General features: G+C 44.4%; 20 protein-coding genes. 16 read left to right on the forward strand and 4 right to left on the reverse strand.

What is annotated here, in order from left to right:
* Window positions 1-186: 186 nt before the first annotated feature.
* The 4 genes from ACTQ50_RS08390 to ACTQ50_RS08405 all read left to right on the forward strand — a co-directional run bounded on the left by ACTQ50_RS08390 (window position 187) and on the right by ACTQ50_RS08405 (window position 4,575).
* Complete coding sequence (locus tag ACTQ50_RS08390) at window positions 187-1,506, forward strand: phage/plasmid primase, P4 family (protein WP_441483824.1); 1,320 nt, start codon at window positions 187-189, stop codon at window positions 1,504-1,506.
* Window positions 1,507-1,600: 94 nt separating this feature from the next.
* Window positions 1,601-2,830: a tyrosine-type recombinase/integrase gene (locus ACTQ50_RS08395; RefSeq protein WP_441483825.1), complete on the forward strand. Its 1,230-nt coding sequence runs from the start codon at window positions 1,601-1,603 to the stop codon at window positions 2,828-2,830.
* A gap of 494 nt (window positions 2,831-3,324) precedes the next feature.
* The gene (locus ACTQ50_RS08400; protein ID WP_441483826.1) at window positions 3,325-4,164 is read left to right on the forward strand and encodes a tRNA(His) guanylyltransferase Thg1 family protein; all 840 of its coding nucleotides are present in this window, start codon (window positions 3,325-3,327) and stop codon (window positions 4,162-4,164) included.
* 18 nt (window positions 4,165-4,182) lie between these two features.
* On the forward strand, window positions 4,183-4,575 hold the full coding sequence (locus ACTQ50_RS08405; protein WP_441483827.1) for a hypothetical protein: 393 nt from the start codon (window positions 4,183-4,185) through the stop codon (window positions 4,573-4,575).
* Window positions 4,576-4,616: 41 nt separating this feature from the next.
* Here the strand turns inward: ACTQ50_RS08405 and ACTQ50_RS08410 are convergent, their stop codons facing one another.
* Genes ACTQ50_RS08410 through ACTQ50_RS08420 form a run of 3 tightly spaced genes read right to left on the reverse strand, consistent with a single transcriptional unit; the run spans window position 4,617 to window position 7,817 of the window.
* Entirely contained in the window at window positions 4,617-5,765 is a 1,149-nt protein-coding gene (locus ACTQ50_RS08410) for an ABC transporter permease (protein WP_441483828.1), read from the reverse strand.
* On the reverse strand, window positions 5,752-6,876 hold the full coding sequence (locus ACTQ50_RS08415; RefSeq protein ID WP_441483829.1) for an ABC transporter permease: 1,125 nt from the start codon (window positions 6,874-6,876) through the stop codon (window positions 5,752-5,754). Before ACTQ50_RS08415 ends, ACTQ50_RS08410 begins: the two co-directional genes overlap by 14 nt.
* An 11-nt stretch (window positions 6,877-6,887) precedes the next feature.
* Window positions 6,888-7,817 carry an ATP-binding cassette domain-containing protein gene (locus ACTQ50_RS08420; RefSeq protein ID WP_441483892.1) on the reverse strand — a complete coding sequence of 310 codons (930 nt, stop codon included), beginning with the start codon at window positions 7,815-7,817 and terminating at the stop codon, window positions 6,888-6,890.
* A gap of 259 nt (window positions 7,818-8,076) precedes the next feature.
* Here ACTQ50_RS08420 and ACTQ50_RS08425 point away from each other — a divergent pair, with 259 nt between their 5' ends.
* From ACTQ50_RS08425 to ACTQ50_RS08440, 4 genes are all read left to right on the forward strand, one after another.
* Window positions 8,077-9,147, forward strand: coding sequence for a sensor histidine kinase (locus tag ACTQ50_RS08425; RefSeq protein WP_441483830.1), 1,071 nt, complete (start codon window positions 8,077-8,079; stop codon window positions 9,145-9,147).
* Between the two features lie 97 nt (window positions 9,148-9,244).
* The gene (locus ACTQ50_RS08430; protein WP_441483831.1) at window positions 9,245-9,865 is read left to right on the forward strand and encodes a response regulator; all 621 of its coding nucleotides are present in this window, start codon (window positions 9,245-9,247) and stop codon (window positions 9,863-9,865) included.
* A gap of 131 nt (window positions 9,866-9,996) precedes the next feature.
* A complete protein-coding gene (locus ACTQ50_RS08435; protein ID WP_441483832.1) occupies window positions 9,997-10,785 on the forward strand; it encodes a LytR/AlgR family response regulator transcription factor in 789 nt (262 codons plus the stop codon).
* Window positions 10,786-10,918: 133 nt separating this feature from the next.
* Window positions 10,919-11,788 (forward strand): DegV family protein, encoded by an 870-nt coding sequence (locus ACTQ50_RS08440; RefSeq protein WP_441483833.1) that lies wholly within the window; start codon window positions 10,919-10,921, stop codon window positions 11,786-11,788.
* Window positions 11,789-11,849: 61 nt separating this feature from the next.
* Here ACTQ50_RS08440 and ACTQ50_RS08445 read toward each other — a convergent pair whose 3' ends face one another.
* Window positions 11,850-12,740 carry a delta-lactam-biosynthetic de-N-acetylase gene (locus tag ACTQ50_RS08445; RefSeq protein WP_441483834.1) on the reverse strand — a complete coding sequence of 297 codons (891 nt, stop codon included), beginning with the start codon at window positions 12,738-12,740 and terminating at the stop codon, window positions 11,850-11,852.
* Between the two features lie 585 nt (window positions 12,741-13,325).
* On the opposite strand from ACTQ50_RS08445, the gene ACTQ50_RS08450 reads away from it, so the two are divergent.
* The 8 genes from ACTQ50_RS08450 to ACTQ50_RS08485 all read left to right on the forward strand — a co-directional run bounded on the left by ACTQ50_RS08450 (window position 13,326) and on the right by ACTQ50_RS08485 (window position 23,172).
* Window positions 13,326-14,399, forward strand: a complete 1,074-nt coding sequence (locus tag ACTQ50_RS08450) for a M24 family metallopeptidase (RefSeq protein WP_441483835.1) — start codon at window positions 13,326-13,328, stop codon at window positions 14,397-14,399.
* 110 nt (window positions 14,400-14,509) lie between these two features.
* Entirely contained in the window at window positions 14,510-14,926 is a 417-nt protein-coding gene (locus ACTQ50_RS08455) for an amino acid-binding protein (protein WP_441483836.1), read from the forward strand.
* 170 nt (window positions 14,927-15,096) lie between these two features.
* Window positions 15,097-16,428, forward strand: coding sequence for a phosphopyruvate hydratase (eno, locus tag ACTQ50_RS08460; protein WP_441483837.1), 1,332 nt, complete (start codon window positions 15,097-15,099; stop codon window positions 16,426-16,428).
* Between the two features lie 226 nt (window positions 16,429-16,654).
* A complete protein-coding gene (gene secG / locus ACTQ50_RS08465; protein ID WP_118578738.1) occupies window positions 16,655-16,891 on the forward strand; it encodes a preprotein translocase subunit SecG in 237 nt (78 codons plus the stop codon).
* A gap of 141 nt (window positions 16,892-17,032) precedes the next feature.
* A complete protein-coding gene (gene rnr / locus ACTQ50_RS08470) occupies window positions 17,033-19,390 on the forward strand; it encodes a ribonuclease R (protein ID WP_441483893.1) in 2,358 nt (785 codons plus the stop codon).
* A gap of 127 nt (window positions 19,391-19,517) precedes the next feature.
* Complete coding sequence (smpB, locus tag ACTQ50_RS08475) at window positions 19,518-19,988, forward strand: SsrA-binding protein SmpB (RefSeq protein WP_021926591.1); 471 nt, start codon at window positions 19,518-19,520, stop codon at window positions 19,986-19,988.
* 27 nt (window positions 19,989-20,015) lie between these two features.
* Window positions 20,016-20,510 carry an acyl-CoA thioesterase gene (locus ACTQ50_RS08480; protein WP_441483838.1) on the forward strand — a complete coding sequence of 165 codons (495 nt, stop codon included), beginning with the start codon at window positions 20,016-20,018 and terminating at the stop codon, window positions 20,508-20,510.
* A 220-nt stretch (window positions 20,511-20,730) separates the two neighbouring features.
* A complete protein-coding gene (locus ACTQ50_RS08485) occupies window positions 20,731-23,172 on the forward strand; it encodes a GH36-type glycosyl hydrolase domain-containing protein (protein WP_441483839.1) in 2,442 nt (813 codons plus the stop codon).
* Window positions 23,173-23,180: the final 8 nt, after the last annotated feature.

The raw sequence follows: 23,180 nt of genomic DNA on the forward strand, positions 1-23,180 counted from the left end.
GGTGGGCTTCCTCCGATGATCAAGCGCCAGAGATACTACGAATCTCTGGGACTGGCTGCATAGGCAGTGATATCTTTGAGATAAATGTGTCAACCAATATTGACAATATCAGAACGTGCAAAACTTCCACTTGCTTTTTATCAGAAATATGGAAAAAACACAGGTGTATGGGAAATCGAAAATACTATGGAGGGAAATTTCAGTCTCTTAGTAGAAAGCTATAAACCAACGGTAACGTTACGTGAAAAAAAGGAAATTTACAACTATGTTAGAAACCGTGTTCAAGTAGTTGAAAAATGTATGATTCCTCATTATGTTGCGGTGGGAAATGGCATTGTAGATGTATTGAATAAAAAACTTCTTCCTTTTTCACCAGACCTTGTGTTCACAAGTAAGATTCAGACAAATTTGAACCTTGCCGCTACGAATCCTTTTATCACGATTCCTGAGGATGGCTCTGTATGGGATTTTGACAGCTGGATTGCTTCATTAGGTTCAGCAGATTTTGTACATAGCATTAAAGAAGTCATTCAGGCGGCTTGTCTGCCACTTGCTCCAAGAAATAAGATGGTACTTTTTTACAATACAAGCGGAAACGGTGGCAAGGGAACTATCTGTCAGCTTATCCGCAATCTGCTTGGTGCAGATGTGACAGCCAGTATTAAGCTGAACGATTTTTCCAATCCATTTGGACTTGCAAATCTTCCAAAATCCGTAGCGGTTATCGTTGATGAAAATGACGTAGGATTGTTTATTAAGAATTTATCAGTTGTAAAAGCGGTTATCACAGGTGATGTGGTTACAATCAATCAGAAATATGAAAAGGCTTATGATTACAGCTTTCATGGTCTTGTACTGGAATGTATCAACGAATATATGCGTGTTCAGGACAAAAGCGGTTCTTTCAAAAGACGTTTATTTATTATTCCTTTCCCTTGCTGTTTTAATGGTATTGAAAAGAAATACATCAAAGAACGCTTAATTTACCGCAAAGATGTTTTGGAATATGTCCTGAAAACTGTACTGATCACTATGGACTATCGAGATACGTTCACAGAGACAGCAGAAAGTAAAGCCGCCCTGTACGAATATGAATCTTATACAAACACTGTTGTAGCATTTTTGGATGAATTTCTTCCAACGGCACGTTGGAATCTGCTCCCAGCCACTGAACTTCTGTATGAAGCATATAAAGTCTGGTATCGCAATGTAAGCCCAAGTGGAAACCTCATTGGTCGTAATGATTTTATTGACAGCCTTAAAAATTATGTACTTATGGAAACAAAAGAAAATCCTCAGTTTCCGTGGGAATGGACGGATAGTACACGCAGTAAGAATTATATTGATTTAAAAGTTTCCGAACCTATCGCAATAGAATTTGGGATTGACCCTTTTCTTAGAGCTGGGGGATGTGGAAATTATTACAGTCATCTTATCAAAGAGAAATACAGTGGTTTGAAACGGCGTAATTTCGTAGTTCCGAATGACAATGACAAAGAAGATTGAAGTCTCTCAGATAAAGGAGAGGGAAAACCCTCTCCTGACGGGAGCAATTAAGGGGTACCTTGAAAATTAAATAATGCAGGAGAATTTTGCCATTATGAGAAACTATAATAATGGCAGTCTCTCCAAAGAAGAAATCTTGCAGGAAGCATTACAGGCAGGTATCATTGATTTTGATATGTTGTGTCAGAGTGTAGAAAATATGAAGCGAAAAGAAATTCTTTCCAATCATCCATATAAAATCTGGCAAAACAAAGACGGTTTATGGCTGACCTATCTTCCAGATGAAAAGAAAGGACGTGTGTTCCGAAAGAGAAAGACACAGGAAGAAATCGAAGATGTTGTAGTAGAGTTTTACGAAAAGCAGAAAGAGGAAGTTTATATCAGGGATGTTTTCAATGAATGGTCTGAAAGCAAATTGAAGTATGGAGAAATCAAGAAACAGTCTTACGACAGATATTGTACGGATTTTGAAAGATTCTTTCCACAAAATTTATCTATTTGTCGTAAAAAGATGAAGAACATTTCCGAAGCCGATTTGACAGATTTTATAAAGTCAACAATCCATGAAAAGAAGCTTACCCGAAAGTCTTATTCAGGATTAAGGACTTTGCTGAACGGTATTTTTAAATATGGCAAGTTAAAAGGTTATACAGATATCAGTATCACTCAATTCTTTGGAGACCTTGAACTGCCAAAAAACATTTATACCGAAAAAATCAAGTCAAAAGAAGAACAGATTTTCATGGAAAATGAAATCGACCTTGTTACAAATTATCTCAAAAATCATGTAGATATCTGGAACATGGGGCTGTTGCTTCAATTTCAGACAGGTATGCGTATTGGAGAAATCTCTGCCTTGAAGCCAGAGGATATCCACGCAGACCATATCAGTGTACAGAGAACACAGATAAAGTATAAAGATAATGATGGAAAAGTCATATTTGCAATTCAGGAAGTTGCGAAAACAAAGGCTGGAAATCGAGATGTATATTTTTCGGATTCTGTAAAATGGACTTTAAAACAGATTGAAAATCTGAATCCTCACGGAGAGTTCCTTTTTATGAATAAAGGAAAACGAATCCTTGAAAATACATTTAATAAGCGTCTTAATTCTGTCTGTGAAGAATTACATATCACTCCCAAGTCAACACATAAAATCCGCAGGACTTATGGAACAACATTAATAGACAATTCCGTTAATGAAAGCACCATCGCTGAGCAAATGGGACACTCCGATATATCGGTCACGAAAAACTATTATTATTACAGCAATAAGAGCAAATCAACAAAACTCGAACAGCTGAATAAAGCGATTAGTTTTTAGGATTTGATACCCTAGGGTATCAAAAGGTATCAAAGGTATCAAGTTTCTAAAAGCCGGAAAGCCTTGTAAATCAAGGCTTTTCCCCATTTTAAGGGGATAAAAATACAGAGTTCGATTCTCTCATCCCCTGCTTTACGAAAGCTGAAATGTCTTATAAATTAAGATATTTCAGCTTTTTTGTTTTAATTAAAAGTACACGGTAAATAGCTAGTACCGTGCTTTTTACCTAAAACTATGAGATAATCTCCTTATAAAACTAAAAGTTTTTTAAAGGAGCAATCTTAAGAAGAATGCCAAATGGACAAATCTTTATTGCGAAAACAGCAAGTAAAATAGTAAAAAGAGCGTTCCCTTTGAAGGAAAAAGGGAACGCGCTAGTTCAAAATTTTTAACCTGTGTGTTAAATGACAGTTTGAAATCCACTTGTTATAATAAAATGGAATTAGAGAATTCCACAATGCAATGGTGATGCAAAGCAATTCAGGCAAAGCGAAATGAGGCTAAGTAAGACAAAGCTAAGCGAGGTTAATCTAAGTAAAGTAAAGCGACGCCAGGTAAAGAATGGCAATGCAGCTTATTGTAATGTGAAGAAAAAATTAAGGAGGAAGGCTAATGGGAGAGCCTTTCATACCCTGACCAGAGGATTTCACAAGCCCTTCGATAAGGTGTTGAATCTGTCTATGATAGATACAATGAGATTCCTGTGTGAGAATATTCAGGGCTGTGTACTGGGCTATACGCAATCTGATGAGATCACGCTGGTTCTTGTCGATTACAAGAAACTTACATCAGATCCATGGTTTGGATATGAAGTACAGAAGCTATGCAGCATCGGAGCAAGTATGGCTACTGTTGGTTTTAACAATGCCTTTTCCAGACGTGTGGAAGATTATGGACTGTACAACCGTGGAAGTGTATTCTATCACAGATATCTGAACGTTCTGGAAGCAGGAGCGATGTTTGACTGTCGTGCATTTAACGTTCCACGGGAAGAGGTGACCAATAATATTTACTGGCGGCAGTTGGATGCAAGCCGAAATTCCATTCAGATGCTGGGACAGGCCCACTTCACCCATAAGGAACTGCAGAATAAAAACTGCAGTGAGATCCAGGACATGTTGATGACACAGAAAGGAATTAATTGGAACGATCTTCCGGTATATCAGAAACGAGGCACCTGCTGCGTGAAATGTAAAGGGCTTGTGGAACTGGAAACAGATGACCCAATGGATGATGTGGAAAGAAACAGCTGGAAAGTAGATCTGAACATTCCCATTTTCAGAGGGGATGACAGGAACTATATAGAAAGTCTGCTGGAACCAGAAGAGAAATGAATGTAGGAGGAGATAACTATGGGACTGACAATTAAGAGAGTAACAGATGAGTTTTCATCACACATGACAGCAATTCAGAACCTGTACAATGAGGCAAAAAGAGATAACAGCATAAAGCGTGCAAGCTGTGAGGCTGAATTGGAGAGAACAAAGATAAAACTGAGAGAAACGGAGAAAAAACTGCAGGAAACCGAGAAGAAATATGATGATTTGCTGCAGGAAATAAGAAGTGTGTTTTCCCTTGTGAAAGAGAAAGAGAATTTAAGTAAAGATGTGGATACGACAGATGAATCCTCTGTTGATAGTGAGGATCAAGACGATTTCCCGGCTTTTGATGATGAAGATGACGAAGACGAGGATGATGATTTCCCGGCTGACGATGATGACATTGACGAGGCAGAATGGGGGTAGGAAACCTGAAATTACATAACAAAATGACGAAAAGAGGGGCATCACCCCTCTTTTCTATACCTGGAAACCACCAGGATCAGACACACAAACACGATGGCGAACAGCACCTGAATCCCCATACTGACCCGGATTTTTCCAAGCAGGTTAGGGGTAAGGGTATGGTGCCGGCTCAGGATCTCATTTACCTGTTCATACCAGTAAACGGGCAGAAACTGTGAGACCTTTAGAACCGATTTATCCATAACATCCATAGGGACGAAAACGCCGCAGAGGAAGCACATGGAAAGAGATACAATATTGGCGACACCGCTTAAGATATTACTGTTAGGAATAAACATTCCGATCAGATAGGAGAGCGACAAGGCTACGATCAGCATAAGCAGTGTATTTATGATGTAATAGCCACGAAGCGTGGAGGCCCAAAATGTGTTTCCATACATCACTGCTACGCCAAGGATTCCAAGAAGCCACAGGAAAGCACCAATTACTCCCATTGCCAGCAATCCCTCCAGGGACTGGCGTCTCACGGAAATGGCAGAAGCCTCCATCCTTTTCTGAATATCTCCCTTCTTAAAAGCCATAAGAATATACCCCATGGTATAGCAAAGAGCCCCAAGAAAAAGATAAGGAATATAACGGAAATAATAGGTGTAAGGTACCAGATCACTGCTGGCTGAGTCAGAGGAAAGTTTGGTAACCTGCTCATGCGCCTCATTTTTTATCCCTTGAATAGCCTCCTCCTGGGAAAAGCCAGCAGCCAGATAAGTACGGAGCGTACTGATATAACTGCTGATCTGCTGATCCACATAATAGGAACTGTAGGAGCCAGGAACCTTGGTAACCTTCAAAGGCGTATCACCTAAAATGCATGTCTCATAAAAATCAGCTGGAATCTGCACAATATATTCAACATTGCGGTAAAAAAGATTTTCCTGAAGGACTTCCGGATCATTTTCCATAGGAATCACATTATGGATGCTGTCCAGGTAATTAATGAATCCCTGTGCCAGAACACCCTGATCTTCATCTACCACTCCAATATCAATGCTGGCGTTTGCATAAAGGCTGTTTTCACTTTTCCCGGCAGCCATCTGCATGACCAGAGCTACGGAAAAGAAAATGCCAAGATATATAATGATCAGCCCCACATTCTGTCTTAAAATTTTCATATAGCATTTAAATACTGTCATAACTTTCCCTCCGAATCAGTAAAAAGGAAGCTGTCACCAGAACCACACTCATCACGGCAAGGGTGATCAGATTGCGGTAGTAGCGCCCCATATCGTCATATACGTTGATACAGTAAAAAGCGTCCGAAATAAGGGCCGCCGGGTTGATCCGGTTGATAAAAGGAGCATTTTTTTCTACAATGTCTTTCATGGTATTGTTCATAAGCCCGGAAAGAAAACTGCAGACCATGGAGAATCCAAGAATAATACCAATCTTTACTCCCTCCTTCATTTTTCCAATGCTTCCCACAAAAATTCCAATGGAAACGCCGATCAGGGATCCGAAAAAGGAAATCAGCAGCATTGGCCCGATTTTTCCCTGAAAATCCAGCTTCAAAATATAGCGCAGATAGATCAGAAGTACGATCACGTCCAAATATCCAAGCAAAAAAGATGCAATCTGTTCGGAGAGGATCAGCTTCAGTTTATGGGTTGGCGTAATGCAGCGCCTTGCGGCCAAGGATGTGATATTTGCCTGAAGGGTGATGGCAGAGCCAAATCCGATAAAGCAGCCGTAGAGACAGGTCATTGCGATCAACGCATAGAAAAACTGTACATTTCCGTTGATGGTATGACCGCCAAGGGAAACCTGGGTAATGGTTTCCTGCTGGTTTAACATCTGCCGGATTCCTTTCCACAGACCAGATGGATGGGTGCGGACAATCTGCCGGATGGTGCTTTTCCCTGTTTCGTAGCTGGACAAAACGGATTGGAGAATACTCTGTGGAATTCCATTTGCAGCTACTGTAAGAGAAGGAGATTTCCCTACATAATAAATACCGGAAATTTCCTCATTTTCCAGCTTGGCAAGAGCTGCGGATCCAGATAATTCCTGGGTGGTGATCAGATGATTCCTATTATTTTCCACCTGATCCAGAAACATGAGGAATAAAGCATCCGGTTCCTCTTCTTTTACAATCCCAACCTGTACCGTTTCAAAATCGGCGTCATCAATATTTCCGAAGGCAAAATAGAACATGGTTCCAAGAAGGATTGGAAAAATAAGGGGCCAGAAGGTTGTGGCAAAATTTTTTACCTTCACCAGAAGGTTGTATTTGATCAAATGCAGCATATTGGACCTCCTTAATCTCGCAGCTGTTTTCCGGTGATTTCCAGAAAGACGTCGTTTAAGGTAGGAAGCTCAGAGGAAACCTGACCAAAAGGAATGTCCTGGCTCTGGAGATAATTCAGAAGCCGGATCAGATTATGGCGGGCACCAGTGCAGCGGACCGTGAGGACCTGTTCTTCGTAATGAAGGTCAAATACGTGGGGAAGTGTCCGGATGTCTGCAAGGCTTTCAGGGGAAAGGGGAACTGCCTCGACGGTAATAGTTTCACCGGTTTTGATCATTTTTTTCAGCTCCTCCTTGGTTCCGGATGCGATTACATGACCGTGGTCCATAATGGCGATCCTGGTACAGATCTGTTCCACCTCTTCCATATAATGGGAAGTGTAAATAATGGTGGAGCCCTGTTCGTTCAGTTTTTGGATTCCTTCCAGAATCTTATTGCGGCTCTGGGGATCAACGGCTACTGTGGGCTCGTCCATAATGATCAGCCGTGGCTTATGGGCGATTCCGCAGGCAATGTTCAGTCTACGGAGAAGACCGCCGGAAAGCTTCTTCGGCCGCATTTTCCGATAGTCGTTAAGATCAGCGAAAGTGATCGCTTCCTCCACCAGCTCTTTTCGTTTCTTTCTATCCGGGACATAAAGCCCGCAGAAGTAGTCAATGTTTTCATAAACTGTCAGTTCATCAAAAACAGCAACGTTTTGCAGTACAATTCCAATCTGCTGTTTCACCTGGTAATTGTCCGGCCGCATTTCTTCTCCGAAAATACGAATGACGCCTTTGTCGTATTGCAAAAGGGAAAGCATACAATTGATAGCGGTAGTTTTTCCAGAACCGTTTGGTCCCAGAAGCCCAAAAACTTCCCCTTCCGAAATATTCAGATTCAGGTGATCCAGCGCCACCAGGCTGCCATATCTTTTTACCAGATTTTCTATTTGTACAATATTGGTTGACATGATTTTCCTCCCTGAAAAAATTTCTAATGGTGTATCCTGATTTTAGTATAAAAGAGAAGGGGAAAAATACCTAGTGCGAAATGTCATTGTTTTCCTGTGACAAATGTCATAAAGTGAGGAAAGTTTCTTTACAGTGTGCGGCTGGGTATACTATAATGAAAAAAGTGTTTCGGGAACTGCTGGATTTGGAAAAAGAAGATTGCCTGTAAACCGTAAATATTTCATGAGAAGGAAAGAAGGTGACAGTATGGGATATTTTTTTGATTGTGGACTGCTGGTATTCTATGGGTTTCTGTCACTTTTTTTCATGCCGCCGGAAGCTGGATTTCTGATTGCTTTCTTGTGCTGTATTTGTCTGATCTGCCTTGGATATGCGGTGAAACGTAAATGGCTGAGGCTGTTTTTTGACATTGTGTTCGGGCTTCTGGGGCTGGTATTTCCAGAGGTTTTTCTTTTTTATCCCTGCCTTTTTTACCTGCTTTTCCATGAAAAAATGCCTGGCCTGGCAGTGGCGGGAATGGTGCTTTTCCTGTGCCAGATGCCAGAAGCCTGGCAAAACAGAGGGATGTTTGCCGCCGCTGGTGTGTTTGGCTTTTTACTGGCATTTCTGATGGAGAGAAATACCAGAAAGGGACAGAACCTGGAAGAAGAACTTCGAAGAACCCAGGATGATTCCAAGGAGCGGAATCTTCTTCTTTCCCAGAAGAACAAGGCTCTGCAGGAAAAACAGGATTATCAGATCTACAATGCTACCCTAAAAGAACGAAACCGCATTGCCAGGGAAATCCATGACAATGTGGGACATGTGCTTTCCAGATCCATTCTGATGGTAGGAGCGGCGAAGACCATTAACAAGGAGCCTGGAATGGACGCCATGTTGGAAAATCTGGAAGATTCCCTGAATCATGCCATGAACAGCATTCGAAGTAGCGTCCATGACCTTCATGATGAAGCTGTGAACCTGGAAGAAGTGGAAAAAGGGCTTGTGAAGGAGTTTACTTTTTGTCCGGTGGAAATGACCTTTGATATGACCCGCCAGGTTCCAAGGAATGTGAAATATTGTTTTATCAGTATTACCAAGGAGGCCTTTGCAAATATTATGAAGCACAGCAATGCCACCAGAGTGCGGCTGATCCTTCGGGAGCATCCCGCCCTTTATCAGCTGTGTGTGGAGGATAACGGAACCGGAGCCTCTTATGATCCGGGAAAATCCGGGATTGGAATTGTGAACATGAAAGAACGGGTGAATGCCCTTGGAGGAACCATGCAGATCTCTGTGGATAAGGGCTTCCGTATCTTTATTACGATTCCCAAGTAACCGGTCTGTCTGGAATAAGGCAAAAAGTTTATGGTTTACGAAACAACCATTTGGATGGGAGCAGTAAACAGCAGCTAAAAAAGAGCAGGAGCAGAAAATGAAAATCATAATTGTAGATGATGACTGCCTGGTAGCAGGCGCCTTGAAAACCATTTTGGAAGTAAATGAGGATGTGGAAGTGCTGGACACAGGCTCTGATGGAAAACAAGCCTGCCAGCTTTACGAAAAATATAAGCCGGATGTGCTTCTTATGGATATCCGGATGAAGGAAATGGACGGCCTGGAGGCTTCGGAGCATATTCTGAGAAAGGATCCAAAGGCCAATATTTTGCTTCTGACTACTTTTTCAGATGACGAATACATTGTAAAAGCCCTGCGCCTTGGGGCAAAGGGCTACCTTTTGAAGCAGGATTATGGAAGCATTCTGCCGGCATTGCGGGCGGTTTATTCTGGACAGACGGTCTTTGGAACGGAGATCATTTCCAAAATTCCGGATCTGCTGCAGGGAGAAAAAAAGTTTGACTACAGCAGCTACGACATTAATGAGAGAGAATTTGAGATCATCGAGCTGATCGCTAACGGATACAGCAATAAGGAGATTGCGGCGGAGCTTTTTCTAAGCGAGGGTACGGTGCGGAACTATCTGAGCACTATTCTGGAAAAGCTGCAGCTTCGGGACCGCACCCAGGTGGCTGTATTTTATTACCAACATAAGTAAGTAGCATAGACAGCGGGGAAAATATTGGATATAATCAAGACAGTATCTTACTGTGTAGGAAAAGAACAGCAGTAGGATAGAGGCTGCCAGACTTTGCAGCAATAGAAATAGAAACACAGGAGAAATCTGAGATGAACATACAGAAAGTCGCAGACAGAACAGCAGAAATCCTGAATTTATATTATAACAATGAGATAGAACCCTTCTTAAGCTCCTGCCATGATGATGTATTGTGGATTGGGCCTGCGGAAAAGCAGGTGATCAGAGGGCGGAAGAATCTTGTGGATGCATTTCATGCAGAAAAGCATGAGCTGAAATTTTCCCTGAATAACCTGACACTGGTGCCCCTTGCAACTACAAGCAGTACGGTGCTGGAGGTTATGACGTTTATGCTTGTAGATACCATCTGGCCGGACAACAGTGTGAGCCGGGTAAACCAGCGTATGCAGTTTACCTGGGTGGAGCAAAAGGGCGTGGCGAAGATCCGTTCGGTCCTTATTTCAAATGCCATTGAATACGATGAGCGAGATGGCATTTATCCGGTGCATTATGATGAGAATTACCGGAAATTTGTGCTCACAGGAGAGACCAGATCGGAGCGGATTTATGTGAAGGGGGTAGATAAGACCATCCTTTACATGAACTGGTCCAGAGTGATTTATGCGGAGAGCCTTGGAAACCATGCCCTGATTCATACGCTGGACCAGGAATTTGAAACAACCGAAAGCCTGAAAACACTGGAAAAAAGATATGAAAAGATGTTTTTGAAGTGCCATGAAAGTTATATGGTAAATCCGGCTCATGTTCATTCCATCCGCAGATTTAAGATGACAGTGACGGGAGGCAGGGAGCTTCCAATTCCGGAGAAAAAATATACGGCGCTGAAAAAGGTATTGCAGGAATTGATCGCAGCCCGTTAATCGTTACAAAAAACGTTACAAAAACGTGAAAAATGTAAAAAAACTCACACGTAGGAATAGAAGTATGCTATAATGGGAGTACTTAACCGGTTACTGGATACAGTAACTGCCAAACAGACAAGGAGAACTGATTATGAGCGATTATGTGATTCTAACAGATACTTCTGCGGATATTCCGGCAGACATTTTAGATAAAGGACAGATCAGTCTGATCCCTATGGTATATCAGTTAAATGGCCAGGAGTGTCCACACAGGGATCCGGGAAGCTGGGACAGCAAGGCTTTTTATGATAAGCTTCGCGCAGGCGGAACTGGAAGCACTTCCCAGATTTCTCCGGCTACTTATACCGATTACTTTGAGCCATTTCTGAAGGAAGGCAAGGATATTCTTTATATTTCCCTGTCCGGCGGACTGACTTCCACCTGGCAGAGCTCTCACATTGCAGCTTCCGACCTGATGGAAGAGTACCCGGAGCGTAAGATTTCCTGTGTAGATTCCCTTGCAGCTACAGGAGGACAGGGAATCCTGGTGATCCTGGCTGCCGAGAACCAGGAGAAGGGAATGTCCCTGGAAGAGAATACTGCATGGCTGGAGGAGAACCGTCTTCATATCTGCCATTGGTTTACGGTAGATGATCTTGATTTCCTGAAGCGCGGCGGTCGTATTTCTCCGACTATCGCCTGGATCGGCGGCAAGCTGAAGATCAAACCGATCCTTCGTATTGCGGAGGATGGTACCCTGGCAATCCCGGAGAAGGTACGTGGTTCCAAGGTGGCCGCGAATACCATTGTCTCCAAATATATCAGCTCCGGGCTGAATGCAGAGCACCCCTATGTATTTATCTGTCATGGTGATGCTGCAGAGCAGGCAGAAAATGAGAAAGCAGCAATCCTGGAGGCAGTACCCCAGGCACAGGTGATCGTCATGCCAATGAGTCCTATCATTGGAATCCATACTGGCCCTGGCGTGCAAGCTGTGATCTATTTTGGAAACAACCGATAAAAAGTACATATACAATAGAGATTTATTTTCTGTAAAATAAAGAAGATAAAATATACGTGCTTTAAAACTCACTAAGAGTTCCAAAGGTATACCCCATCTCTTCCCATTTGGTCAGCAGCTCATCCAGGATCTGCCCGTTGGTGGAAGAGGTGTTGTGAAGCAGGACAATGGCACCTGGGTGGATGCGGGAGAGCAGTTTATCGAAGGCTTCTTCCCGGGTAGGCTGTTTATCCTGATACCAGTCCACGTAGGCAAGGCTCCAGAAGAAGGTTTTGTAGCCCAGTTCTTTTGCCATGGACAGGTTGGCTGTACTGTAAATTCCCTGAGGCGGCCGGTAGAATTTCGTCATGGATTCTCCGGTCGTTTCTTTATACAGATTTTCTACTCCCTCCAGCTGCTTTTTGAAGTCCTCCATGGAAGAGATTCCAGACATGTCGGGGTGGGTGAGGGTATGATTTCCCACAATGTGTCCTTCTTTTACCATTTCTTTTATCAGATCCGGATTGTCTTTTATGAAATTTCCCACAACGAAAAAGGCTGCTTTTACGTTATGCTTCTCTAATGCGTCAAGGATTAGCGGAGTATTTCCATTTTCGTAACCGCAGTCAAAGGTGAGATAAATTTTTTTCTCCTGGGTGTCCTTTGCAAAATAGGCATTGTAGGGGGCAAGCTCTTCTATGGAAGCGTTTCCAACCGGGCGTTTTCCTTCTTCCTGAAAACTAAGTCCCCAGCTGGAGCTGCCGGATGCGGTTTCGACCACATCTGGAGGAGAAAAATGGTGGACCACCACTCTGGCAGCAGCACCGGCAAGAAAACACAGGGCGAAGAGTAGAGGAACTCCGGCGTAGTGGAGGAAATCTTTGATCAGGGGAAGCTTTTCTGAGGAAAAAGAAGAATTATGGGAGGAAAGGGCTTCCTTTAATTTGGAAAAGGATTGTTTTGGAAATTTCATGGAGCGAAAACCTCAGGAATGGCTTTTTACAGATATATGAAAAAGGAAAATGTTTATGCTTAAGAAGTGTAAGAAAATGCAGGACGTAAACTAAGCCACCAGCATCGACGTTTACTGGTGGCTTAACTCTGTTCCATATCCAATGGAAGATACCTCACTTTCTTAAAATTATGCGTTTAAAACAATTGGAATTAAAGGCTTACGTTCTTGGTGGACTGTACCTCGCTTTGCTTAAATTATAAAAAATTAAGATGTTACTTTACGCTTCTGGTGGTCCGTACCTCTCTTTCTTAGATTATAAGTAAGTTGCTTATGTTTTCGGTGGTCTCACTCCTTTTTGTTTTTATTTTTAAGTCCCTTTTGTTTTATGAGCTTACTATAACAGATTACTTTGTATTTGTCAACAAATAATTTGAAAAAATATTATTTTATATAAAATAAAAAGTTTATATGTATGAAAAGAATTAAAAATTCAGACAATATTTCGGGGGATAATGTGGTATGATGGGACTATAAAGAATATGGCTTTTCAACGTGATAAAGCATCAGAAAAGCGGTATGACAGAAGATGAGGAGGAAACAAAAATGTTAAATGCAATTCTTGACGAATTAAAACTGAATGCCCTTGTGATCACAGATCCGTATAACATGCGTCATGTAAGCGGTTTTCGTGGAGGCGAAGGAGCTTTATATATTTCAGCAGCACAGAAGGTGCTGATCACAGATTCCCGTTATACCGAGCAGGCTGGGAAAGAGAGTGATTTCACAGTGATCGAAGAGTGCCGCGCACATAACCGCCAGACCATTCTGAAAGAGTGCATGGAGATGGAGAATGTAAGCGGTGATTTCCATATGGGCTATGAAGACCAGTCCATGCTTTGCTGTGATTTTGACAAGCTGAAAGCAGAGCTGCCAGTTCAGACCTGGACACCGCTTGGCAGCAGAATTGATGATCTGCGCCAGATCAAGACTGAAGAAGAGCTGGAGTGCCTTGCAAGAGCTGAGGAGATTGGAGACAAAGCATTTGCAGGACTTCTAAAGATCGTAAAACCGGGCATGACAGAGCTTGAGGTTGCAGCAGAACTGGAATATCTGATGAAAAAAGAGGGAGCAGAGGACTTAAGCTTTAATACCATTATCGCTTCCGGCCTGAATTCTTCCATGCCTCACGCAATCCCAGGATATAAGAAACTGGAAGAGGGAGATTTCGTTACCTGTGATTTCGGCTGCAAATACAAAGGATACTGCTCTGACATGACACGTACCTTTGTCCTTGGAAAAGCAAGTGACAAGCAGAAAGAAATCTACAACGTGGTATTAAAGGCACAGCTCGCAGGCCTTGCAGCAGTAAAAGCTGGCGTCAGCGGAGCAAGCGTGGATAAGGTGGCAAGAGATATTATCACAGAGGCAGGATACGGCGAGTATTTCGGTCACGGACTTGGTCACAGCGTAGGTCTTTTCATCCATGAGAGCCCGCGTCTGTCTCCATCTGACGACACCATTCTGAAAGCCAACATGATCGAGACCGTAGAGCCTGGTATCTATGTACCTGGTTTTGGCGGTGTGCGTATTGAGGACATGGTAGTGGTAACAGAGGATGGCTGCCGTAACCTGGCACATTCTCCTAAGGAGCTGATCGAGGTCCCGGTTGAAAAATAGGAAGCGGATTGCTTAATGGGAAAGAAGGCGGGCTGCCAGAGCAGGCGGTGGAATCCCTTTTGTAATTAAAATGTTAATATTGTTATTGAAATATAGAAAGGAATAAGAAAATGCTGAAACAATTATCAATTTTTGCAGAAAACATCAAGGGAAAAATGCAGCAGGTAACTGGAATCCTTCTGGAAGAGGATATCAACATTCTGGGTTCTGTTACCAATGACAGTGCAGAATATGGAATTGTACGTATGGTTGTTTCCAAACCGGAGCAGGCACTGGAAGCCCTGATAAAAGCAGGCTTTATCTGCAAGCTCAGTGATGTACTTGGAATCGAAGTAAAGGATGAGGTTGGTAATCTGAACAACCTTCTTCTCAGCCTTCAGGAGAGCAACATCAACATTGACTATCTGTACCTGTCCTTTAACCGTGCTACCGGCCTTCCTATCATGGTGCTCCATGTGCCGGATATCAGCGAGGTTGAGGCATGCCTGACCAACAAGGGATTTAATTCTATTTCTGAGGTTCACTAAAGAATTGAAGAACTAAAATAAGAATTATAAAAAAGTATGAGCCAGAAGGAATTCGATACAGGATCAATCCTTCTGGCTCATTTGCGTTGTTTCCAAATCCGCAGTAGTCTTTGCATAGAACTCCGAAGAACTGGAAAAACTACCGTTATCAATCTTTAGGAGGTTAAGAGATGTTACGGTATTTGCCTATTCGGAAGATTCACGCGAGACAAATTCTGGATTCCAGAGGCAATCCCACTGTGGAAGTAGAAGTGACAGTGGGAGAAGGCGTTATTGGAATCAATGGATATACAGGCCGCGCAGCAGTTCCATCTGGCGCGTCTACAGGAAAATTCGAAGCACTGGAATTAAGAGATGGAGATAAGGGGAATTATAAAGGACTTAGTGTACAAAAGGCTGTGGATAATGTAAATACGAAAATTGCGGAAGCAATCCTTGGAGAAAATGCATTGGATCAGACTTATATTGATTCTCTTCTGATCCAGACAGACGGCACTGATAATAAGAGCAATCTGGGTGCAAATGCTACTCTTGGAGCTTCTATGGCAGTGGCAAAGGCAGCAGCTATGGCGCTTCGGATTCCGCTTTATCAGTATATAGGCGGCTGTCATGCCAACCGGATGCCGGTGCCCATGATGAATATTTTAAACGGCGGACGGCATGCGGATAACACAGTGGATCTTCAGGAGTTTATGATCATGCCTGTGGGAGCTTCCTGTTTCGCAGAGGGAATCCGCATGTGTGTGGAGATTTACCAGTCCCTGAAGATCCTTTTAAAGAAAAAAGATTTATCTACTGCAGTTGGGGATGAGGGCGGTTTTGCCCCGGACCTGAAGGATGCAAGGGAAGTTCTGGAGCTGATCCTGGAAGCTGTGAAAAATGCTGGCTATGAGCCTGGAAAAGACATTGGTATCGCCATTGATGCTGCGGCAAGCGAGCTTTACGACGGGGAAAAAGATGGTTACTATTTTCCAGGGGAAAGCCAGATGACTGGAAAAGAAGTGATCCGAGATTCCAATGAAATGATCAGCTATTATGAAGATCTGCTGGATGCCTTTCCCATCGTTTCCATTGAGGATGGCCTTCAGGAGGATGACTGGGAAGGTTGGAAGGCGCTGACAGAGCGGTTGGGAAGCAGGGTACAGCTGGTGGGAGATGACCTGTTTGTAACGAACATTAAAAGGCTCTCCTGTGGAATTAAGCTGGGAACTGCCAATGCCATTTTGATCAAGGTAAACCAGATCGGAACCCTGACAGAGTCTCTGGAGGCGGTAGAACTGGCTGCCAGAGCAGGATACCGTTCCGTTATTTCCCACCGCTCAGGCGAGACGGAGGATTCCTTTATTGCAGATCTGGCGGTAGCAACTGGGGCAGGGCAGATCAAGACTGGTGCGCCATGCCGTTCGGACCGAAATGCCAAGTATAATCAGCTGCTGCGGATCCACGAACAGCTGGGAGGGCTGTCGGTATATGAAAATCCGTTTGTTAATGTTCACAGGTAATATTTTGCCAGGTGTTTTTTGAGGGTAAAGCTCACAGCCCCCAGAATAGCGGCGCAAAGTGTGTTGATGTGAATGGAATGAACGGTAACATCCGTTCCCTAATTAGGAAAATGGGAGAACCACACGGGAAAATGCCGTGATTTGCCTAAATTCAAGAGAAAAAAGAGTTGAAATCAAAAGCTGGCTATGGTACAATATCCTCTAGTTGATTAGGAGGTGTAACCACGTGCAGATTTTAAGAACGATTTTAACAATTCTTTTTGTTATAGATTGTATTGCCCTTACCGTAGTCGTCCTTATGCAGGAAGGTAAGTCACAGGGTCTTGGCGCTATCGCCGGAGCAGCTGACACATACTGGGGTAAGAACAAAGGACGTTCCATGGAGGGCGGTCTTGTTAAGGCAACTACAGTTATGGGAGTTTTGTTCTTTGTACTGGCAGTTGTATTAAACCTGAATTTCTAAGAATGAACTGGGAAACACTCTTGTTGATCTGATCGCAAGGGTGTTTTTTATTATAAAGGAGAAAAGTTGAGTAAAGACAGAGAATTTGACAAACGAAAAAAATTTATGATGGAGCTTCTTGGTGATCCGGTGTACCAGCCTATGCGTTTCCGGGAGATTGCAGGTCTTCTGCGTCTTTCCAAGGATGAGAAGAAGGACCTGTACTGTGTTCTGGATGACCTGGTAGCAGAGGGAAAGGCTGACCTGGATTCCAAGGGACGCTATTCCAAGGTAACTGGAAGAAAGCGCGGGAAAGAGAAGCTTCGCGGAAGAAGAGAAGAACGCGAGGAGAAGTTTTCCGGGAAAAATGGGGAAGAAGGTTCCGATAGACGTACCAGGAAAAAAGATGAGAAGCGTTCCGATAAGAAATACGAGAGTAAACGGGACGGAAAATACTCTGATCGAAAGTCAGAAGACCGTTACGGCAAAGGTAAGGAGAAATATAATGACCGGAAACACGGCAGACGTTACGAGGAAGAAGATGCAGAATTCCGCCTGGCACGTCTGGAAAACGAATACCCGGACAGCCCGTCTGTGGAGGGCACCTTTATCGGCCATCCCAAGGGCTTTGGCTTCGTAGAAATCGAAGGAGAAGAAAACGACGTATTTATTCCGGAAGATTGTACCGGAACGGCTATGCACCAGGATAAGGTTCGTGTTATAATCACAAAAGAGCCACAGGAAGGCAAACGCCGGGAAGGAATCGTGGTAAAGATCCTGGAAAGGGGCATGGCAGAGATCGTAGGAACTTACGAGAACAGCCGGGATTTCGGTTTCGTAGTAAGCGATAATCCCAAGTTTTCCAAGGATGTGTTTATTCCAAGAAAAGATTCCCAGGGAATCAAGGACGGGGATAAAGTGGTGGTGGAGATCACCAGCTACGGAAGCAAGAACCGCAATCCGGAAGGAAAGATTAAAGAGAATCTGGGAAGCTGCCGGGCTCCAGGAACAGACATTCTTGCCATTGTAAAAAGCTTCGGCATCCCAAGTGAATTTCCAGACAAAGTGCTTCGCCAGGCAGAGCGTGTGTCGGATCATGTGCTGGATGCAGACCGGTATGGCAGACTGGACCTTCGCCATCTTCAGACCGTCACCATTGACGGAGAGGATGCCAAGGACCTGGATGATGCAGTTACCCTGACTAAGGAGAACGGCATTTATCATCTTGGGGTACACATTGCAGATGTAAGCAATTACGTGCAGGGCGGCAGTGCCCTTGACCGGGAAGCCCTGAAGAGGGGAACCAGTGTGTATCTGGCAGACCGTGTGATTCCTATGCTTCCGGTACGGCTTTCAAATGGAATCTGCTCTTTGAACCAGGGACAGGACCGTCTTACCCTGAGCTGCCTTATGGACATTGATGAGAAGGGAAATATGGTTTCCCACAAGATCGCAGAGACCGTGATCTGTGTGGACGAACGAATGAATTATACAGATGTGAAGAACATTCTGGAGGATACCGACGAGGAGGCAAAGAAACGTTATGAAAAACTTGTGCCCATGTTTTTCCTGATGAAGGAGCTGTCTGAGATCCTTCGGGGAAACCGTCACCACAGAGGTTCCATTGATTTTGATTTCCCGGAGAGCAAGATCATCTTAAATGCTGCGGGAAGAGCCATTGATATCAAGCCATACGAGGCGAATGTGGCCACCAGGATCATTGAGGATTTTATGCTGATGGCAAATGAGACTGTGGCAGAAGAGTGCTGCAGAGACGATATGCCTTTTGTTTACCGTACCCATGAGACTCCGGATCCGGAGAAGGTAGAGAGTCTTCTCACCCTTCTTCACAATCAGGGCGTGCCGGTGCAGAAGCATGGCCAGGAGATTACCCCTAAGGAGATCCAGACCATTCTGGAGAGCATTGAGGGACTTCCAAATGAGCCGCAGATCAGCCGCCTTACCCTTCGGACCATGAAGCAGGCCAAGTATACCACAGAATGCAGCGGCCATTTTGGACTGGCAGCGAAATACTACTGTCACTTTACTTCTCCTATCCGCCGCTATCCGGATCTTCAGATCCACAGGATCATTAAGGATAAGCTCCGGGGACGTCTGGAAAGAGAGGGCAAGACAGAGCACTATAAAGAGATTCTGGAAGACGTGGCACGTCAGTCCAGCGTATGTGAGCGCCGGGCAGATGAGGCGGAGAGAGAATCGGATAAACTGAAAAAAGCAGAATACATGTCTTACCATATTGGGGAAGAATTTGAGGGAATTATTTCCGGTGTGACTGGCTGGGGCTTCTATGTGGAGCTTCCCAATACCGTAGAAGGACTGGTTCATGTCAATACACTTCGGGATGATTATTATACGTTTGACCAGGATGCTTACGAGCTGATCGGCGATGTGACCCACAAGGTTTTTGCACTGGGACAGAAGGTGCGGGTGAAAGTCGCAGACGCAGATACTATGCTGAAGACAGTGGATTTCGTTTTGTCTGAGGATCACGACTGGTAAAAGCGTTATTGTTCACGAGCTTCACCCAGACAGCTCGTGATGTGTTGCCAGTGCGTGGTAACGTAAATATAACTTTGGTTTATAACAAGTGCCGTCCCCAGGCGGCAATCCATACAGGGAGGAACTTATGGCAAAGAAACCAGGAATCAAACTGATTGCAAATAATAAAAAAGCGTTTCACGATTATTTTATTGAGGATACTTATGAGGCTGGAATTGCCCTGGCAGGAACGGAAGTGAAATCCCTGCGTATGGGAAAATGCAGTGTGAAGGAGTCCTTTGTTAGAATCCAGAATGGGGAAGTTTATATCTACGGAATGAATATCAGCCCATACGAGAAAGGGAATATTTTCAACAAAGATCCCCTTCGTATCCGGAAGCTGCTGCTTCACAGAAGCGAGATCAACAAGATGGAAGCAAAGCTGAAGGAAAAAGGCCTTACCCTTGTGCCGATTAAGGTTTATTTTAAGGACAGCCTTGTGAAAGTAGAGATTGGCATGGCAAGAGGTAAGAAACTGTACGATAAACGTCAGGATATTGCCAAGAAGGATCAGAGAAGAGAAGCAGAGCGCGATTTCAAAGTGAAAAATTTATATTAAAAGTAATGAAAGCTGGGGATTTTTAGGATGAGAACAACAAAAGAAACCCGTATAATGAAAACGGTGGAGGAGTCCAAAACCGAGCAGGTGCACCTGATCATGCACCAGCATTTAAACGCCGGAGGCAGGCTTTTCGGCGGAATGCTGATGCAGTGGGTGGATGAGGTGTCTGGCGTGGTTGCCATGCGCCACTGCGGGACTTACCGGGTAACAACTGCAGCAGTCGACAATCTGCAGTTCAAAGAGCCGGTTTATGAGGGCGAGATCCTTGTCATGATCGGCTATGTGACTTATGTGGGAAATACCTCCATGGAAGTGGAAATTGACTCTTACGTAGAGCGTGGGGATGGCATGCGCTATCTGGTGAACCGTGCCTTTTCCGTAATGGTAGCGGTAGATGAAAATGAGCACCCCACACAGATCCCGGGGCTTATTATCCGCACAGAAGCTGAAAAGGGCCGCCATGAAGCAGCTGTGCTCCGCAGGGATATGCGTAAGGAACGAAGAAACGCCGGTTTTTAAACATTGAGGTCGCTATTGTTCACAAGTAGATATTCATTTGAGTCAGAGGCAGAAAAAACTGTCCCTGACTCTTTTTTTGTTTACGGAAACAGCACACGAACTAGCAACCATTCTTGCACAAGTTTAGACAATTTTTCCCATAAGCAACCATTCCGAAGCACAGGAAAACATCCTATAATGAAGATAAGAATTGGGGAAGAAAAACTAGGAGGGTTTTCTTATGCGATATGGATATTTTGACAATGAAAAAAGGGAGTACGTAATTGACCGGGTAGATCTTCCGACTTCGTGGACCAACTACATTGGCGTGAAGGACATGTGCGCAGTATTGAACCACACTGCGGGAGGCTATATTTTTTACAAATCACCGGAGTATCACAGGATTACCAAATTTCGTCCTAACGGGGTGCCTATGGACAGACCTGGACATTATGTGTATCTGAGAGATGACGAAAGCGGAGATTACTGGAGCGTATCCTGGCAGCCGGTAGGAAAGCCGCTGGATCAGGCGAAATACATCTGTCGCCACGGCATGTCGTATTCTGTTTATGAATGTGATTACAACGGTATCTGCGCAACCCAGAAAATGTCTGTTGCAATGGATGATCCTGTGGAAATCTGGGACGTTAAGATCCGGAACACTAGTGACAGACCACGAAAGATCAGTGTTTTTTCCTATCTGGAATTTTCATTTCATCAGATTGCCATGGACAACCAGAACTTCCAGATGAGCATGTATGCTTCCGGCTCCTCCTACGAGGACGGGATCATTGAATGCGACCTTTTTTATGAAGAATTCGGGTATCAGTTTTTCACGGCTGATTTTACCCCGGACAGCTACGATTGCCTGAGAGACAAATTTATAGGAAATTACCGCACAGAGGACAATCCCATGGGAGTGGAAAAGGGCTGGTTAAGCGGCAGCAGTGAACTGGGAAATAACCACTGCGGAGCGCTCCACAAGCAGCTTAAGCTGGCACCTGGCGAGGAAGTCCGGGTGATCTTTCTTCTGGGCGAAGGCAACAGAGAAAACGGAAGGAAGATTCGCGCGAAATATGCAAATGGTCCGGCTGTGGACCATGTATACGACCAGCTGCGGGAATACTGGGAGAAAAAGAGAAATAAATTACAGATCCACACTCCGGATGAGGGAATGAACACCCTGATCAATACCTGGACCTTATATCAGGCGGAGGTGAACATTATGTTCTCCAGATTTGCCTCCTTTATTGAGGTAGGCGGACGCACCGGTCTTGGCTACCGGGATACCTCTCAGGATTCCATGACAGTACCGCACTCTAATCCGGAAAAATGCCGCCAGAGGATCGTGGAGTTGCTCCGCGGCCTGGTAAAAGAGGGATATGGGCTTCACCTGTTCCAGCCGGAATGGTTTGATCCGGCCCAGAAAGACAAAAAGCCTTTTAAATCCCCCACTGTTGTCCCAACACCCAAGCTTGCGGATATGATCCACGGAATTGAAGATACCTGCTCAGATGATGCGCTGTGGCTGGTTGCTTCCATCAATGAGTATGTGAAGGAAAGCGGTGAATTTTCTTTCCTGGATGAAATCTATACGTACGCAGATGGCGGTGAAGGCAGCGTCTACGAGCATATGAAACGGATCCTGGATTTTTCCTGCAGACAGGTGGGAGCGGACGGAATCTGCAAAGGACTCAGGGCAGACTGGAACGACTGTCTGAACCTGGGCGGCGGCGAGAGCGCCATGGTTTCTTTTCTCCACTACTGGGCAATCTGTAAATTTGTAGAACTGGCCGAATATAAAGGTGAGAAAGCTGATGTACAGAAATATACTGAAATGGGAGAACGGGTAAAAGCAGTCTGCGATAAGGTTCTCTGGGATGGAGACTGGTACATTCGGGGAATTACTGCAAAGGGACGTAAAATTGGAACCAGGAAGGACACAGAAGGAAAAATCCATCTGGAATCCAATGCCTGGGCAGTGCTTTCAGGCGCAGCGCCTTATGACAAGGGAATCAAAGCCATGGACAGCGTTTACGACCAGCTTTTTACCCCATATGGAATTATGCTTAACGGTCCTGCCTATACCAGACCAGATGATGACATTGGTTTTGTGACCAGAGTCTATCCGGGACTGAAGGAGAATGCTTCGATTTTCAGCCATCCAAACCCATGGGCCTGGGCTGCAGAGTGTATGCTTGGTAGAGGCGACCGGGCCATGGAATTTTATCACGCGCTTTGCCCGTATTACCAGAATGACAAGATTGAGATCCGGGAGGCAGAGCCTTATTCCTACTGTCAGTTTGTTGTGGGAAAGGACCATACGGCTTTTGGACGGGCAAGACATCCGTTTATGACGGGAACCGGCGGATGGGCATATTATTCTGCCACTCATTATATGCTGGGCATCCGCCCAGGCTTGGATCACCTGGAGATCGACCCCTGTATCCCGAAAGACTGGGATGGATTTACCCTGACAAGACAGTGGCGCGGGGCGCAGTATGAGATCACAGTAGAAAATCCAGAACATATATCCAAAGGTGTAAGCCGCATTTTCCTGGATGACAAAGAGGTTGAGGCACTTCCGGTTTTGGAAAAAGGCAGCATTCATAAGGTTCGTGTGATCCTGGGACACAGGGATGTGGAAGGAAGCACAGCAGCTTTGGATGGAGCGGACTGCTAGAAGGAGGA

The organism is Blautia sp. Sow4_E7, from assembly GCF_052116245.1.
GTDB lineage: Bacteria > Bacillota > Clostridia > Lachnospirales > Lachnospiraceae > Blautia_A.